Source organism: Streptococcus sp. 11273D007BT (assembly GCF_053547195.1).
On sequence record NZ_JBPWPE010000002.1, the window covers coordinates 1 to 15,538 of the forward strand.

The following is a 15,538-nucleotide window of genomic DNA, read 5'->3' on the forward strand; positions in this document are numbered from 1 at the left end:
TCTCTGTCAAAATTGGGTTGATCCTAGCTTAACATCGAAAGATTTATTTATTCGCCAAGGATGGTATAAATTTAAGAAGTCACGTGATCAACGCCAGCGTAGCCACTTTTCAGAATGGAAAGTGGATGTATTAACCTACATTAATCAGCAAACAACAAAGGAAAACCCATATCTCAAATTACAGAAAAAAGATATCACAAGTGCTCTAGGAGTTCCTGAGCGTTCTCTTGACCATGTATTAAAAGAGCTTCAATTTGAAGGTAAGATATTGTACTCCTTTAAGCGTGGCCGTGGCGGAGGTATTTTAATAGCTTCAGTTCTGTCAGCGGGTTTATCTTTACTAGAAATGACCAGAAAAGCACGTGAGCTATATTATCAATATCTCTCACGAACTTTAGAACAATCAAAAGGAAAGGTAGCTAACATTTTTGAAACGTTTATTGAGAGTCTTTCTCCCACTTCAGCACCCTCTTTATTTGAAATCGATACTGGATAAAATTTAAACACGCAGTGTGCCATTACATTATATCTATGATAATGGGAGATATAAGAAAGGGGACAGTAGGGTATACTTATTTGTCATTTATTTTAGGGTTGGTATTTCTTTATTTTTGGATAGGACATAAAGGTTAGGCATATTTAGGATGGCTAGAATTGGTTATATTAGGGTTAGTAGTGCGGATCAAAATTTAGATAGGCAAGTAGAAAATTTATCTGATGTTTTTAAGGTATTTTCAGATAAACTTAGTGGGAAGAGTAAAGATAGGTCAGGTTTAGATGCTTTATTGTCTTTTATTAGGGAAGGAGACATTGTTGTTGTTTCTGAGTTGGATCGTTTGGGGAGGAATAATAAGGAGTTAACAGAAGTCATCTCAGCTATTCAAGAGAAAGGGGCCACGATAGAAGCACTTAATTTACCATCTTTATCAGGAATCAAGGACGAAAATTTAAGACGTTTACTTAATAATTTGATTATTGAGATTTATAAGTATCAAGCAGAATCTGAGCGAGTTAAGATTTTGGAAAGACAAAGGCAAGGGATAGAGATAGCTAGGAGAAAAGGACGTTATAAGGGCCGACAACCGTTATTTAAGAGACATGATCCTAAGTTACAACATGCTTTTGATTTATTTCTTTCTGGTCATTCAGATCGTGAAGTTGAAGAATTGGTTGGTATAAATGCTAGAACTTTTCGTAGGTATAGGCTTAAGTATGGGATTACTAGGAAGAAATGATTTTTAAACATATTTAAAACAACATAAAAATCATTATAATGTATAATAGAATAAAAAATAAAGAGAGGAAAGATGATGAAACTAATAAGTTTCGTGGCTATTAAAGGAGGAGTTGGGAAAACAACTCTAGCTCTTTTGACAGGTCAATATTTAGCAAGTCAAGGTCATAAGGTTCTGCTTATTGATCTTGATCATCAGTGTAATTTGACACATTTTTATGATGTGTATAAAGATTCTGGTACAGTAGCAAATATTTTTATGGGTTCAGAAGATGTCAATATTCTTTCTGTTGCTCCTAATATTGATTTGATTGCAGGTTCAATGAGATTAGATGAAGCGGAGAGACGCTTGGAAACAAATCCTAATCAGAATATGTTTTTGTATGACTGGTTAGGAGAAAATTTGGAGGCTAAATATTTAGATAAATATGATTATATTATCCTAGACTGCCGTCCTGATTTTGGTATTGCAACTAGAAATGCTATTGCCGTAAGTCATATACTTTTTAGTCCGATTACTCCAAGTGACTTTGCTTTTGAAGCAAAAGAAAATTTAGAAATTAGATTAGAGCAGTATCGAAAAACAGAGATTGTTCGTCCTAGTCGGGATTCACTAATTACAGCTCAGCTCTATTTTTTACCAAATATGATTAAGCATAATACGATGAAATCAAAAGAACTTTTGATGGCTCTCAAAAATGATGCATCTGTTATTGGACAAATTCCACAAAAGGAATTGTTTAATCGAGCGACAAAAAATGATACGGTTATTGATATGATGACTAAATTTAGTTTAAATTATGAGCATCGTTCTTTCTTCTCAATTTTATCTGATACACTTAATCAGTTACAAAAAGTAACTGATAACTCTTGATTTTTAATATTATTTATATCAACATTTAAATAGTTATAAAAAAGAGGATAGATATATGGCATTTGAATCTAAAAAAGAAAAGCTTAGTCAAGTTCTTCAAGAACAGTTGAAAGAGAGTCCTGTACGAAAAATAAGGAGAGTTGGTCGTCCTTCGGGAAAAACTAAATTTCCTTATCAGTTTACGCTAAAGCCACAGAATCGTGATAAATTAGATAGAATTGCAGAGAAAGCGGGCTATAATGGTGTGTCGACTTTTCTTGATGAATGGATTGAAAATTACAAAGAATAAAACAATATAAAAATACCTATTTATATAGGTATTTTTATATTGTTTTATTCTATTTAAGCTCTTTCTTACTAAAAATAACGTAACTCAGATAGAGATATAGTATAGTAGCCATAAAGCTAACACCCATGGATAGTCTTGAAATATGTTCCCCTTGTTGAAGCGAAAGAAATAGAAAATAATCTGTTGGTAATTTCATATGGAGTAGGTTACTAGTAATTAGGTTGGAGATATTGTCAAAAAGAAGGCTAATTAAACTAAAGGCAAGATAGGCTTGATTGACCTTATTAGACTTGACAAATATCAGGATGGACAACAGAGAGATACAGATAAATAAAGGTGTTTGAGCAATGAAACTTTGTATTATTACTGCAAAATCAACACGATCACCTAGAAGTAAGCCAACACTGCTGCTCAATAAATAGGCTAGAAGGATATAAGCGAGATCTAGTACAAGGGTTGCTAAGACTTTATAGAAAAACACCCTTTTTCTTGTTTGTTGCTTGATAATAATATTATTGATGGTACGGTAAGTAAAATCTTCTCCAAAGAATAGGTTGGCTGGAACGATAAAAAATAGTGTGATAAATTGAGAAAGCAATTGAATAAGAGAGCTAGTGAAGTCTTCGTTGCCATGTAGCAAAAAAGCGGATAAAAAGGACAGTAAAGCCAATATTCCCAATGAAATCGTTAATCTCTGTTCTTTTTGAATCTTAAATAAATCAGCTTTAAAGTAATGTATCATGCTCTTCTCCTTCTTGAATCAATGTCAGGTAATAATCTTCAAATGACATTTGTTGTTTAAAAATTTCTTTGACCTCAATCTCATGGTTTATCAAGAGATGAATGAGGCTCATAACATTCGTATTTGATGGCAGACTGATATAATCCTTATCTATTTTGTAAGCGATGCCCTGCTCTTCAAGGATAGTAAAGGTCTTAGGATGGTTGTTCGTTTGTAGATAGAGCTGTTCTTCTAGGGTTTGTTCAAGCTCTTGCTTTGAGAATTCTTTGACGATAAGACCCTTATGCATGATAATGTAGCGATCAACCACCATCTCAAGCTCTGATAGGATATGACTGGAGATAAGGATGGTCATCCCATATTGATTTCGAAGATTTAAAATAATGCTTCTCATCTCTTTGATTCCAACAGGGTCAAGACCATTAATCGGTTCGTCTAGGATTAAAAAATCAGGGTCATCTAGGATAGCTAAGGCAATGGCTAAACGTTGACGCATTCCCAGTGAAAAATCTTTGGATTTTTTCTTAGGATCAACATCCTCTAAACCGACAATTGCTAATGTCTCTAAGATTTTTTCGTCCGCTTGCTTGAGATTTAATTGCAGAGCCATGTAACGAAGATTATCGATCGCAGATAAATTAGGTTGTAGAGCAGGGGATTCAATTAAAGCTCCAATACGACAATATTTTGAGCTAGTAATGGTACCTGAAGTTTGGGAAATGAGACCCGATAACATTCTGAGAAGCGTTGTCTTCCCAGCACCATTTTCACCGACTAAACCACAGATTTCTCCTTTATTAATCGTTAAAGAAACCTGATGAACTGCCTTTTGTTTTCCATATTGCTTTGATAATTGTTGGATAGATAAGAGAGATGACATTATAATTCTCCTTGTGTGTTTAATAGCTGTCTTGTTAAGAAAAAAATTAGCGTACATGCTAGCAATAAATAAAGCCAGCTGATCTTAGTTGTACTGGTATAGATAATTAATACAGAAAATGATATCTGAGAAAGAATAACTCCTAGCTGAATAAGAGTTCCTATCCCTCCCATAAGAGTTCCAATTTTTTCTGAAGGTAACCTATTCATAAGGAATCCATAAAATTTTGGAGTAATACTACTACTTAGTAAACCTAATAAAAATAGTAGTAGGTAGCAACTCCAAATATTCTTATAAATAAGAGTTAAAAATAGAAAGGGGAACATAATTGTGGATACATATATAGCACTCTTTAATGTTAACTTCTTCAATATGGTTGTAGAAGCAATATTTCCTAAAATATTGGAAATAGCAATTATAATTCCAGCTAGTGATATAGTTGTGACAGAGTTTAGTATAATAAAATTCGAATCTTGTGAGATTATTGAAACGATTAAAGGTGTAATTATCGAAAAAAGACCATTGATACAAGAAATAGTAATTAAAAATTCTTTTAGATTTGGTATTTGTTTAACTTCTTTTATAGCCCTTTTTATAGAATATAATAGTTTATCTTCTTGCGGTTCTCTTATCTCATCTTCTGTTGTAATCATAATTTTTTGTAATTGTGTCTTTAAAATTAGCATTGAGATAGCGCATATTAAAAATGTAAAAGAGTTAATCAGAGCTAATGTTTGATAGCTGATCCATGTAACTAGTGCTGTCCCACTTAATTTGAAGATAATATTGAGTACAGAAGAAACACTTTGTGTAGAAGCAAAGACTTGTTCTCTATCTTCTTCCTCAATAAGCTGTAATTCAATAGGAATATAGAGACTATTTTCCATTTGACCCGCTAAATCTGACAATAAATTAATTAGAGATATAGTAAATACAATCCATAGAGCGGGTTTAAAAGAAACCATTATTCCGACAAAAATATAAAGCAAACAACGAAATATCTGAGTGATGATAATAGATTCTATTTTTTTCCCTGTTTTATCAGCGATATGTCCCATAATAATTTTAAATAGTATAGGAATTGCTTCTGAGACTGTGATAATTGAGAGAGCTAGATTACTGTCTGGTAGTAGTAAAACATAGTTCATTAGTGCTAGATAGTATAGTGTATCCCCAAAATCAGAGATAAGGTCATTGATAAATAGGGAATAGAATAACTTTTTTTTTGATGTAATTACCATCCTAAAAACCCTTCTAAACTTTTTATTTTGTATTGTTTAGATTTTATTAGAACTTCTTTTTGAGTGTTTTTTGTAATATCATTCTCTTTATTATTAATAATTGATGGATTAGACATATTAAAGAGTAAAGTTGCTAATAGTAATGTTGTAAAAAATTTTTTCATTTATTTTCTCCATTATTTTTTCTAATATGATAAACTAATTTTTAAAAAGCATAAAAAATGTTACTTAAATGTAATCGAGGAAATATAATGGGAACTTATGGAAAAATTTTTAGAATCATTCGTGAATCAAAAAATATGTCTCTTAAAGAAGTAGCTGGCGATTTCGTCACACCTGCTCAGTTATCACGCTTTGAAAATGGAAAGAGCAATCTTTCTGTAGATACATTTTTTCATTGCTTAAAAAATATGGATGTTTTACAAGGGGAGTTTTCAACATTTTATCATTCATATTTTCAAGATGAAGATGTTCGTTTATCGAAAGAATTTCGTCAAGCAATTGAGAGTAGAAATGTTAGTTATTTCCAAAAAATGATAAAAGAATATGAGATGCGCTATTTGGAGAGTAAAAAAAAATCAGATAGGGTATTCATTGCTGTATTATATGTTATGCGTAATAGATGTAATTTGGAAGAACAAATACCTAAGGAAGAGAGACAAGTCATTTCAGATTATCTAATGTCAATTGATGAATGGTGTTTTTTTGAATTATGGATTTTTGGAAATTGTTCTAGGGTATTGAGCTCTAAAACGATAGAAATTTTAGGTAGTGAGTTACTCCATAGAACGCAATTTTATAATAGCCTTGATGAGAATAGAAAGCGTGTCTACAGAATACTATTAAATATTACTGGTCACATTTTAGATAGAAAAGAGGAGAGGGTGGCGGCTAAATTTATAAAGTATTTAGAACAAATGGATATTTTTGAAACAGATATGTTTGAGCGTCTTCAATTAAGATTTATAAAAGGACATTTTTTGTATTTACAAGGGAATGTACAGGGATTAGAAGAGATGAAAGAGTGCCAAAAAGTTGTAGATTTTCTAGATTGTTATAACCTTTCTAAGCAAATTGAAGATACAATAGATCTAGTTACAGATATGTAATGATTTTTAAGTCAGCTAGTATTTCCTGTAAGATAATACGTGTAAGTCTTACAACTACAACAAACAAAATTTATTTATCTTGGAGGAAATTATTATGACTACATTTGTAAAAGACTTGAACACTAACCATGAATTGGTAAAAGCTGGACGTGGTGGTAGAACAGTTAATACATTGATTTGCTTTGGAAAATTCTAAAAACAAATCAATTATGTTAGGTAATACTTTATATTTTGAAGTATTACCTTTATTTTTTATCAAAAATTTAGGAAGGTATCAGAAAAAATGAAAAAAATTTTGACGTTAGGTAGTGTTATAATTTTAGGATTAGCAGCTTTATTTTTTAGTAATGCCATCAACACACATAGTTCAGCAAGTGCTGGAACTAAAGATAAAGTAGTTCTTTTTGGAAAAGTAGATTTTTCAGACGATGATAATGAAGATGATGTGGACTTAGATTACGCAACAGAAGAGGAATCGGAAGATAGTAATGAAGGAGGTTGGCTTGAAAACTTCATTAAAACGCATAAGACTCCATTCTCAAAAACCGTTAAAAAATAATGTCTATTTCGTATACTTATAGGAATCTAGAGAATTTACCTTCAATATTATTTGGTTTTAAAATTCATGTATCAGCAACGTATAACAATTATCAGCATATATTACGTGTTATACGTCCTTATTTGGAAGAAAAAAAAATACCTTATAAATTTGTCGAAAATAAGGAAGATATTTATAAAACTTTATCAGTATCTGAATTATCAGCAGAAGTTGGTAAACTAGTAACTATTTATCCATCTCCAGCGTCTCTAACTACAATTTTAGAAGAGTTGTATGAATTGTTACCGAAAGATGAAGATGGAGTTTATATCTTAAGTGATCGACCTTATAAAGATTCAAGCCTATTATTCTATAGATTCGGTGTATTTCAAAACTCAGCAAACGTTTATCAAAACGGTATTCCTACGATGACTAACATAAGTGGTGAGCAGTGGCAAGATTCTCCAAAACCTTACTTTGACTTGCCTAATTGGGTTGATGATATTCAAGAACCACAGGAAACAAATGAAAGCTATTTAGGAAATACTTATAATGTAACTTCGGTTCTTCATCAAAGCGGAGGAGGAAATGTCTATTTAGGAATGGATAAAAAGTATATGGTGCCAGTGACATTGAAGGAGGCAAGACCATATATTCTTAGTTTTCCTGGGATTGAGAAGAAAGATTTAAGAGAAAAAGAGTATGAGCTTTCATGCCGATTAAAAAATGCGGATGTTAAATGTGTTATATCTCCTATTGAAAGAGTTGATGAATGGATTAATACATATTATATTTATCATCATATTCAGGGAGAATCTTTAACTGATTTTAGTAAAGCTTACGGTATAAATGCTTATTCACGTAAACATAAGATCAAAAATTTGAGATTATATAAAGAATTTTTGAAATTAGTATGTTCTTTGACTAGAACTGTTATTTACCTTCATGATAATCAGTTGGTTTTAAATGATATTCATCCTGATAATTTTATCATAGATCATGATGGGGAAATATACTTTATAGATTTAGAAAATGCTTATATCTATGGAGAGAAACCCTTCGTAGGAATTGAAAGTAAAATTAGTCTTAAAGAATGGAATTTTGTGGATGGAAAACAGGCAGATTTCTATAAATTAGGAAATACAATTTTATTTATGTTGGGCCGTTTATACATTTCAGAAGAATCAGAAAATGATATTGAACTGTTAAATCGATTACTGCTTTCTTATGGGATTGAAACTAATCTTACAAATTTTATTAAATATCTTTTTTCTGGAGAAGTTACTAAGGAACATTTAGAAGACTATATTTCTTCTTTAAGTGCAACACCGATTAAGATTTCAGATACATTCCCTTCTTTTGATTGTACTGATTTAGTAGATTTTTCCTTTATAGAAAAAGTGGAGAATATATGCATAGAATTTCAAAAATATAAAAAGTACGTACCTAAATCAGGTTATATTTCCGCTAGTAATATAGATAGAGTTTTAGGTTTGATGAATACAGAACAAAATTTGGGACTTAATGGCTTATCAGGTATTACTTCACTATTAAGATACTATGGATTTATTGATCTAGCAGAAGAGGGAATAAATATCATACTAACTAGGTTGGAAGAGACAGATGAAGGATTGATGGCTCCTATAGAGGGAGGGTATTATAGTCCCTATATTTGCAATGGCATTTCAGGAATTATTCAAATGCTTTATTACATTGATAAGAAAAAATATCAGGGCTTGATTTTAGAATTAAGAAAATCGTTACTTGTTGAATTTGCTCAATATGAAGATTATAACAAAGGGATGTTGGGAATTGCTGATACATTGTTACTAACAGCAAGTATTCGTAATAATAATCTTGTCAAACAATGTGTTCAATCTTTGATATTGAATAGTTATTTGTACCATCAGGAACGTAATTTACCATTAATGGAATTACAACTGGTTACGTCCCATTTTTATAGTGTTTATTCTTCTAAAAAATCTATATCTTAAAAAGAGATATAGATTTTTTAGAAGAATGGAGTAGGAGAGGAAAATGATGTTAAATTATAAAGATGATTTTTACAATACAGTAAACTATGATTGGTTAAAGAGCAAGCAGTTAGATAAAACCAAGACTCATATAGATAATTTTTCAGAGCTTTCAGACAAAATTGACAGCTATCTTTATAGTGAAGTGAATAACTGGATCAATACAGGAGATATGCCTCAAGGATATGGGGTAGATAATTTTTTTGTGTTTTATAAACAAGCTTTGAATTTTGAGAAAAGAGAGAAACAGGGAGTAGATCCTCTCATCAAGGTGTTAAATAGATATATCACACTAGATTCATTTGAAGATTATATTTCAGAACTTTCATCTTTAGAATCACTTGGATTACCTAACTTATTACCTTTTTATGTAGCTCCAGACATACTAGATTCTAGTAAAAATATGGTATGGATAGGTAGTCCAGATTTTGTTTTTCCAGAAAGTAGTTACTATGATTATGAAAGCGATCAAGGAAAATATCTATTAGATACATGGCATAAATGTCAAAAAGAACTATTAGAAGAAATAGGATTTTCTTCCAAAGAATCAGATGATATTTTATATAAAGTAATTGAATTAGATAGATTGACAATAACTCAATCATTAACTTCAACTCATGATTCTAGTGAACGATATAATCTGTATACTTTTGATGACTTACAGAAATTAGTTCCCTCAATTCCTTTGAAGCGATTTTTTGAAGAGTTGATAGGAAAAGTTCCAAAAGAGTATATTGTTTCTGATGAATCATTTTGGAAAGGATTTGCATCACAATTTTATTCAAAAGAAATGTGGGAATATCTGAAGGCAAAACTTATTTATGGGGTAGTTACTATGTATTCTTCTTGTTTGACTAAAAAAATCAAGAAATTATCTTCAAAGTTTAGAGATAATATGCTAGGAATTACTACTGTTGAAGATCATAATAGGAATGCTTATGAGTTAACTCAGTTTGCTTTAGGGGCAGATTTAAATTATTGGTATTCAGAACAGTGGTTGTCTCGTGAAGAAAGAAGTGATGTTAAAGAACTAGTTAATATAATTATAAGAGAATTTAGGAAACAAATAGAAAATAGTTTACATATCACTGAAGAAGGAAAACAGAAAATTATAAATAAACTTGATAATATAAATATTCAGATTGGAGGACCAAATAATTCCTCTGTTAATATTATGAAATTATCAATAGAAGATACCTTGGTAGAAAATATAAATACTATTTTAGAGAATTCATCTCGAATTAGTTGGAATAGTTTGTGTCAATCAATAGAGAGAAATAGGTGGAGTCCAGGTGTGTTATCTTATACAGTAGACGCTTACTATCATGCGCAATCTAATGGAATTGTATTACCAGCTGGAATATTACAAAAACCATTTTATTCGAGTGATTATTCATTTATCAAGAATCTGTCTAGAATAGGATTTCTAATTGCACATGAAATTTCACATGCTTTTGATAATGATGGAAGTATGTTTGATGAATATGGGAATTACAAAAATTGGCTGCCTAATGATGATAAAGATTACTTTCAAAGTATATCTAATATGGTACGTAAAAAATATAATAATCAGCGCATACTTGACTTTACTATTAATGGAGATTTAACTCTTTCGGAGAACATGGCTGACATAGCTGGATTTTCTTGTATAGAAAATTTAGTTGTAAATCTCTATCCAGGATGTTTGGAAGAATTTTACATTAATTTCACTAAATTATGGCGAATTGTTGAACGTCCAGAATATTTAAAAATGCTGACTTTAAGTGATCCTCATGCTCCTAGTAAAATAAGGGTAAACAATCTATTATCTAATTCTAAAAGATTTATTCAGTTTTATCGAATTTCAGAGAAAGATATGATGTGGATTGAGGAAAATGAAAGAATTACGATTTGGTAACTTTTTATGTGAAAAAATACTTTGTTTTAGATTTAATCTTGGATGTGGAGAGTGTCAAAAATAGTTTGAAGAAGTATTTTTGACACTGCGAGTTTCGGCGAGCATTCGTCTGTGCGGTTCGCAGACGTCGGCACGAAGTGTCGAGACCAGGAGAAAATCAAAACGATTGAGTTTTGTATTTTCGGGCAGTATGCCAGCGTGTTTAGCGCAATCAAAGGGTGCGCTAAACACGCAAACCTAGAATTTTGCGATTATCTCAGAGGAGGTCACGGTTTTTTAATCGTGATTTTTTTGATTTTAAAAATATGGCAGACTATTAGTATGAAATATTGAATGACTAGAGCGTAAATAAATAGGAGGAAACGGGTGTTAAAATATATCAATCACGCAGGACGTTAATCAATATTAAAGTTATAAGGGAATTTTTCCAAAGTAGAATTTACAAAGGTTAATCAGGAGGAAACAGGATCATCGGACAAATAGTGTATAGAGACATTTTATTTGTATAAATAAGAATTCAAATTTATAAAAGTAGTACTGAGTTAGGAGGAAATAATGAGCAGCATAAGCAATCAATTTTCAAGTAATATAGAAAGTCTAAGATAAACATAAAAACGTTTCAGAAGTCGTGATACGGATATAGGACGGCCAATCCACTTACACCGTAAATTTTAAAAAATAGGAACGTCAAGTCAGGGATTCCTGGTTCGGCGACAAACAAAAAAGCGTTTAAAACGTCGCTTAATAAACGTTTCGATATACCCAAATCGTTAACAAGTGGTCTTGTATCGTGGCAAGTATTTCGTCAGCGGTAAGGTAGTCACGGATAGCCTACCCAGTGCCTTTATCAAGGTATTAAAAAATAGAAAGGAGTTTTGCGAATGAGTAATAAAGCAGAACAGAGGCGCGCAAAGCGCGCCAGGGCGAGAGCCCGTAAAAAAGAGAAAAAGTCCGAGCTTTTAATAAGCGAGGACGCTCGTAAGAAACATGTTCAAAAGATGGGACAAGAGATTATTACGGCTAAATTTGTAGCTGGAAAAGGTAAAAGTCGTCATCAAGGTAAGCAAGAAGACAATATCTTCAAGTATATTACATCTGAGAAAGCTTTTCGGGATGTTTCAGCAACGTGGCGTAGATTTTCTGAGTTCGTGGCCAAACATAGTGATGGGACGGATTTAAATAGCTTAGAAGACATTCTGAAATACGTTGATCTTTATATCATGGATTTAATGATCCGAGGGCGAAAAGCAGACACATTAACCACCTATAAAGCTAATTTAGGAAAAGTTTTTGGTGTTTCTACCACATATTTTATCGAAACTCCTAAACGTGAACGTCGTAATAAAACACGTTCACGTTTAGAGGTTAAAATAGATCACAAAATCAGTAAAGAAAAGAATGATTTCTTCGACATCTTAGGAAGCGCTACGGGGCTACGTAAGCGTGAGTTGGAGCGATTACGTGGCACGGATCTTATCGCTAAAAAAGCTAAAAATGGACTTTACTACGTGAATATCACGAGAGGTACAAAGGGAGGTCGTACGAGAGTTTCTCCAATCATGGCGAAATCTGACGCAGAATTAGAGCAGATTTTAGTAATGTTTAAAGCGGCGGGGACAGGTGTCGTATGTAGCGGTAAATATGGAACGCATCGGGTTCCTAAGAACCTAGATGAGCATTCACGTAGGGCAGAATATGCTAAACGTGTCTATCTTCATTATGAACGTGATTTAGACAAAATATCACGTAAAGAAAAAACGTTTTTGCGTAAGGAATATGCGGGTTATGTCCTGGATAAGTTCGCTGAGCAAAAAGCTACCGAATACCTGGGACATAATCGTAAAGATGAATTTCGTAAGTCGTATGTTTATCGCTTATTTGAGTAAGAAAAAGAAACAGGGTCACTTTAGATCCTGTTTCTTTTTCTTTCAAGTATTGAAAATCATAAAATTCTCAAGAGTGAATCAATATAGTTGGCCATTAAATCAAGGAACATGGCATAGTATAGTAAGCCATTAAACCGAGGGATATGGACTAGTATAGTAATCCAATAATTTTAGGAACATGGGCTATTACAGTTGGCGATGAATGACATAAAGTTGGGCTAGTATAGTAATCCAATAATTTCGGGAACGTGGGCTATTATAGTCGACCATGAATGACATAAAGCTGGGCTAGTATAGTAATCCAATAATTTTAGGAACGTGGGCTATTATAGTTGGCCAGGAATGAGATAAAGCTGGACTAGTATAGTAATCCAATAATTTCGGGAACATAGGCTATTATAGTTGGTCATGAATGACATAAAGCTGGGCTAGTATAGTAATCCAATAATTACAGGAATATGGGCTATTATAGTCGGCCATGAATGACATAAAGCTGGGCTAGTATAGTAATCCAATAATTACAGGAATGTGGGCTATTATAGTCGGCCATGAATGACATAAAGCTGGGCTAGTATAGTAATCCAATAATTTCAGGAACATGGGCTATTATAGTCGGCTATGAATGACATAAATATGGACTAGTATAACTAACCATTAATCTCAGTATATGATACCAGAGAAATCGTCAAACAGATATCTAAATGTTTAAGAATTTAGGGTGAGTCAATGAAAACTTCTAGTAATTAAAAATATTTGAAATAAAGGGGAGAAAGAGTTATAATCAAAAAAAATAATCAAAAGAGGTATACACTATGGCATATGCTTATGATAGAAATTATAACCTAAAAACCTATACAGATGTTTTGACAAAAGCTAGAAAAGTGTTTGAAGAAAATAATACAAATACTGCTCAAGCAATTAATCTATTTTTAAAAAATGTTGCGATTACTGGGAAAATCGATTTAATTGCTGAAGAAGAACTGGAAAAAGAGCTTATTTTTCAAGAAATCCAAAAGACAGTGAAGAGTAGTATTAAGGATTATGAAGAAGGGCGAACAGTCTCTTTAGAAAAAGCGAGGGAGCGTTTTGGATTATAAGGAACAAGATGGATTGAAGCGATACCGTGTGGAAATTTCTGACACAGTTCTCAAAAAGCTAGCTGATATAGAGCTTTACATTGCTGAAAATTATTCTAAAATATCAGCGAAGAATAAAGTTACAGAAATCTTTGATGCTCTTGGCGGGTTAGAAATTTTTCCCCATGGAGGATTTAGTGTTGATGAACGTTTTGGGGTTAGATTGGATGACACTTGGGAAACTAGGGGAGTCCCTTTAAAAAAAGACTATTTAGCCTTGTACCTTATTGACGAAAATAATGCTGTAGTGGTCGTTACGGATTTGTTTTCTACAAAGAGTGATTATATAAAGGCATTGAAGAAAGATTAAATCGTTACCTATCTACTTTTGGCATTCTGTCTTTAGGGGGGATTAGGGTTATCTCTTGAAAAGCGGTTGCTAGAAAGAGAAAAAAATTGTATAATGGTTTCAGTTTAAATCAAAGAAAAATAAAAAAGACTAGCCCAGAAAAACGTTTGGCGACATTTTTCCAGGAGCTTCGTTGATAGCCACCACTATCGAACGAAACTACTTCTAGTGCGATTTATTATTTGATTTCATTATAACACAAAATTATGTGAAATGAAATGACTTAATAAAGTGTACTAAGATTTTTGAAAAAAATCAAGTAGTTTGGTAAAAAATGGTGGGTATCAACGAAAAAAAGTTGGTACCCTTTTATTATTCTCTTCAGAAAGGAGTAAGCAGTGACTATAGAGAAGATTCATCGCATGATTCTTAAAGATGGTTTGAGACAATTTAAATTTAAAAATAGTCAGTATCAGACAACTCCTTTTGAAGAGCAAAAAGGCTCAATTTTTGGCTATCGTAATAAGAAAAATATGGTTAGTGGTCGAGGTGTAGTTCTAACTTCTCTTGAGGCTATTGAAGAAAATCAGACAACCTTCACTCATTGGACTCCCAATATTTATCGTTATGGAACCTATACTCAAACCAAACCACGTGTCACTAAGGGGCATAGTGAGATGAATCTTCGTCAAATTAATACTTTCTACGTTGATTTTGATATCAAGACACAAAAAGAAGCTATTAATTTTAGTGATATCTTGGTCTCTTCTTTAGACTTAGGTTTTATGCCGACCCTTATTTTAAAGACCGAAAAAGGTTATCAGGCCTACTTTGTATTGAAGGATGCTGCTTATGTTACAGCTTCTACAGACTTTAAGGTGGTCAATGTTGCTAAAATGATCTCACAAAACATCAGAGAGCATTTTAAGAAGGAAAAATTACCAGTCGATATGACTTGTAATCATTTTGGTATTGCTCGTATGCCAAGAGAAGATAATATTGAGTATTTTGAAAGTAATAATATCTATACGTTTGCTGAGTGGTTCAACTGGTCCATGCAGCAAGATGATTTAAAATACACTAAGAAGCCTAACCTTCTGGTACTTACTGGAACAGAAGGACAAAAGCAAATTGACGAACCTTGGTATCGTCTTCTTAAGCATACCTCAAAAATACGTGGTGAGAAAGCTCTTATTGGCCGTAATAATGTTATTTTTACCTTAGCTTTGGCCAACTACGCCTCAGGAGTTGCTTATAGTGACTGCATGGAAGAACTCAGTGATTATAATGCTGAGTTAGAAGTGCCTTTGAAGAAAAATGAACTTAAAAAGACAGTAGCAAGTGCTTATTCAGGGAAATATGAAGCGGCTAGTCGGGAATTTATCAAGAT

The 15,538-nt window shown here is 32.4% G+C and carries 15 protein-coding genes and 1 pseudogene; 12 read left to right on the forward strand and 4 right to left on the reverse strand.

Annotated features, from left to right (window positions below):
- From ACEE75_RS10440 to ACEE75_RS10455, 4 genes and pseudogenes are all read left to right on the forward strand, one after another.
- Nucleotides 1–496: pseudogene (locus tag ACEE75_RS10440) on the forward strand (primase C-terminal domain-containing protein); the annotation flags it as partial.
- Nucleotides 497–644: 148 nt separating this feature from the next.
- Nucleotides 645–1,235 (forward strand): recombinase family protein, encoded by a 591-nt coding sequence (locus ACEE75_RS10445; RefSeq protein ID WP_449164933.1) that lies wholly within the window; start codon nucleotides 645–647, stop codon nucleotides 1,233–1,235.
- A 75-nt stretch (nucleotides 1,236–1,310) separates the two neighbouring features.
- A complete protein-coding gene (locus ACEE75_RS10450) occupies nucleotides 1,311–2,108 on the forward strand; it encodes a ParA family protein (protein WP_449164935.1) in 798 nt (265 codons plus the stop codon).
- Between the two features lie 55 nt (nucleotides 2,109–2,163).
- Nucleotides 2,164–2,397 carry a hypothetical protein gene (locus ACEE75_RS10455; protein ID WP_449164932.1) on the forward strand — a complete coding sequence of 78 codons (234 nt, stop codon included), beginning with the start codon at nucleotides 2,164–2,166 and terminating at the stop codon, nucleotides 2,395–2,397.
- 49 nt (nucleotides 2,398–2,446) lie between these two features.
- On the opposite strand, the gene ACEE75_RS10460 is transcribed toward ACEE75_RS10455, so the two are convergent.
- Genes ACEE75_RS10460 through ACEE75_RS10475 form a run of 4 tightly spaced genes read right to left on the reverse strand, consistent with a single transcriptional unit; the run spans nucleotide 2,447 to nucleotide 5,424 of the window.
- Nucleotides 2,447–3,139, reverse strand: a complete 693-nt coding sequence (locus ACEE75_RS10460; protein ID WP_409377311.1) for an ABC transporter permease — start codon at nucleotides 3,137–3,139, stop codon at nucleotides 2,447–2,449.
- Nucleotides 3,123–4,019 carry an ATP-binding cassette domain-containing protein gene (locus tag ACEE75_RS10465; RefSeq protein WP_449164931.1) on the reverse strand — a complete coding sequence of 299 codons (897 nt, stop codon included), beginning with the start codon at nucleotides 4,017–4,019 and terminating at the stop codon, nucleotides 3,123–3,125. Before ACEE75_RS10465 ends, ACEE75_RS10460 begins: the two co-directional genes overlap by 17 nt.
- Nucleotides 4,019–5,260, reverse strand: a complete 1,242-nt coding sequence (locus tag ACEE75_RS10470) for an MFS transporter (protein ID WP_449164930.1) — start codon at nucleotides 5,258–5,260, stop codon at nucleotides 4,019–4,021. The genes ACEE75_RS10465 and ACEE75_RS10470 overlap by 1 nt, the downstream gene beginning before the upstream one ends.
- On the reverse strand, nucleotides 5,254–5,424 hold the full coding sequence (locus ACEE75_RS10475) for a hypothetical protein (RefSeq protein ID WP_449164929.1): 171 nt from the start codon (nucleotides 5,422–5,424) through the stop codon (nucleotides 5,254–5,256). The genes ACEE75_RS10470 and ACEE75_RS10475 overlap by 7 nt, the downstream gene beginning before the upstream one ends.
- Before the next feature lie 87 nt (nucleotides 5,425–5,511).
- On the opposite strand from ACEE75_RS10475, the gene ACEE75_RS10480 reads away from it, so the two are divergent.
- The 8 genes from ACEE75_RS10480 to ACEE75_RS10515 form a co-directional block, all read left to right on the forward strand.
- Entirely contained in the window at nucleotides 5,512–6,369 is an 858-nt protein-coding gene (locus ACEE75_RS10480) for an Rgg family transcriptional regulator (protein ID WP_449164928.1), read from the forward strand.
- Nucleotides 6,370–6,652: 283 nt separating this feature from the next.
- Nucleotides 6,653–6,928 carry a hypothetical protein gene (locus tag ACEE75_RS10485; RefSeq protein WP_449164927.1) on the forward strand — a complete coding sequence of 92 codons (276 nt, stop codon included), beginning with the start codon at nucleotides 6,653–6,655 and terminating at the stop codon, nucleotides 6,926–6,928.
- A complete protein-coding gene (locus tag ACEE75_RS10490) occupies nucleotides 6,928–8,901 on the forward strand; it encodes a class III lanthionine synthetase LanKC N-terminal domain-containing protein (protein WP_449164926.1) in 1,974 nt (657 codons plus the stop codon). The genes ACEE75_RS10485 and ACEE75_RS10490 overlap by 1 nt, the downstream gene beginning before the upstream one ends.
- A gap of 43 nt (nucleotides 8,902–8,944) precedes the next feature.
- Nucleotides 8,945–10,837, forward strand: coding sequence for a M13 family metallopeptidase (locus ACEE75_RS10495; RefSeq protein WP_449163834.1), 1,893 nt, complete (start codon nucleotides 8,945–8,947; stop codon nucleotides 10,835–10,837).
- An 881-nt stretch (nucleotides 10,838–11,718) separates the two neighbouring features.
- Nucleotides 11,719–12,723: a hypothetical protein gene (locus tag ACEE75_RS10500; RefSeq protein WP_449173641.1), complete on the forward strand. Its 1,005-nt coding sequence runs from the start codon at nucleotides 11,719–11,721 to the stop codon at nucleotides 12,721–12,723.
- Nucleotides 12,724–13,535: 812 nt separating this feature from the next.
- Complete coding sequence (gene relB, locus ACEE75_RS10505; protein WP_017769273.1) at nucleotides 13,536–13,820, forward strand: type II toxin-antitoxin system RelB/ParD family antitoxin; 285 nt, start codon at nucleotides 13,536–13,538, stop codon at nucleotides 13,818–13,820.
- Nucleotides 13,810–14,169: a type II toxin-antitoxin system RelE/ParE family toxin gene (locus ACEE75_RS10510; RefSeq protein WP_449164117.1), complete on the forward strand. Its 360-nt coding sequence runs from the start codon at nucleotides 13,810–13,812 to the stop codon at nucleotides 14,167–14,169. The genes relB and ACEE75_RS10510 overlap by 11 nt, the downstream gene beginning before the upstream one ends.
- A gap of 377 nt (nucleotides 14,170–14,546) precedes the next feature.
- A partial coding sequence (locus tag ACEE75_RS10515) for a primase C-terminal domain-containing protein (protein WP_449173642.1) occupies nucleotides 14,547–15,538 on the forward strand: 992 nt, incomplete at its 3' end.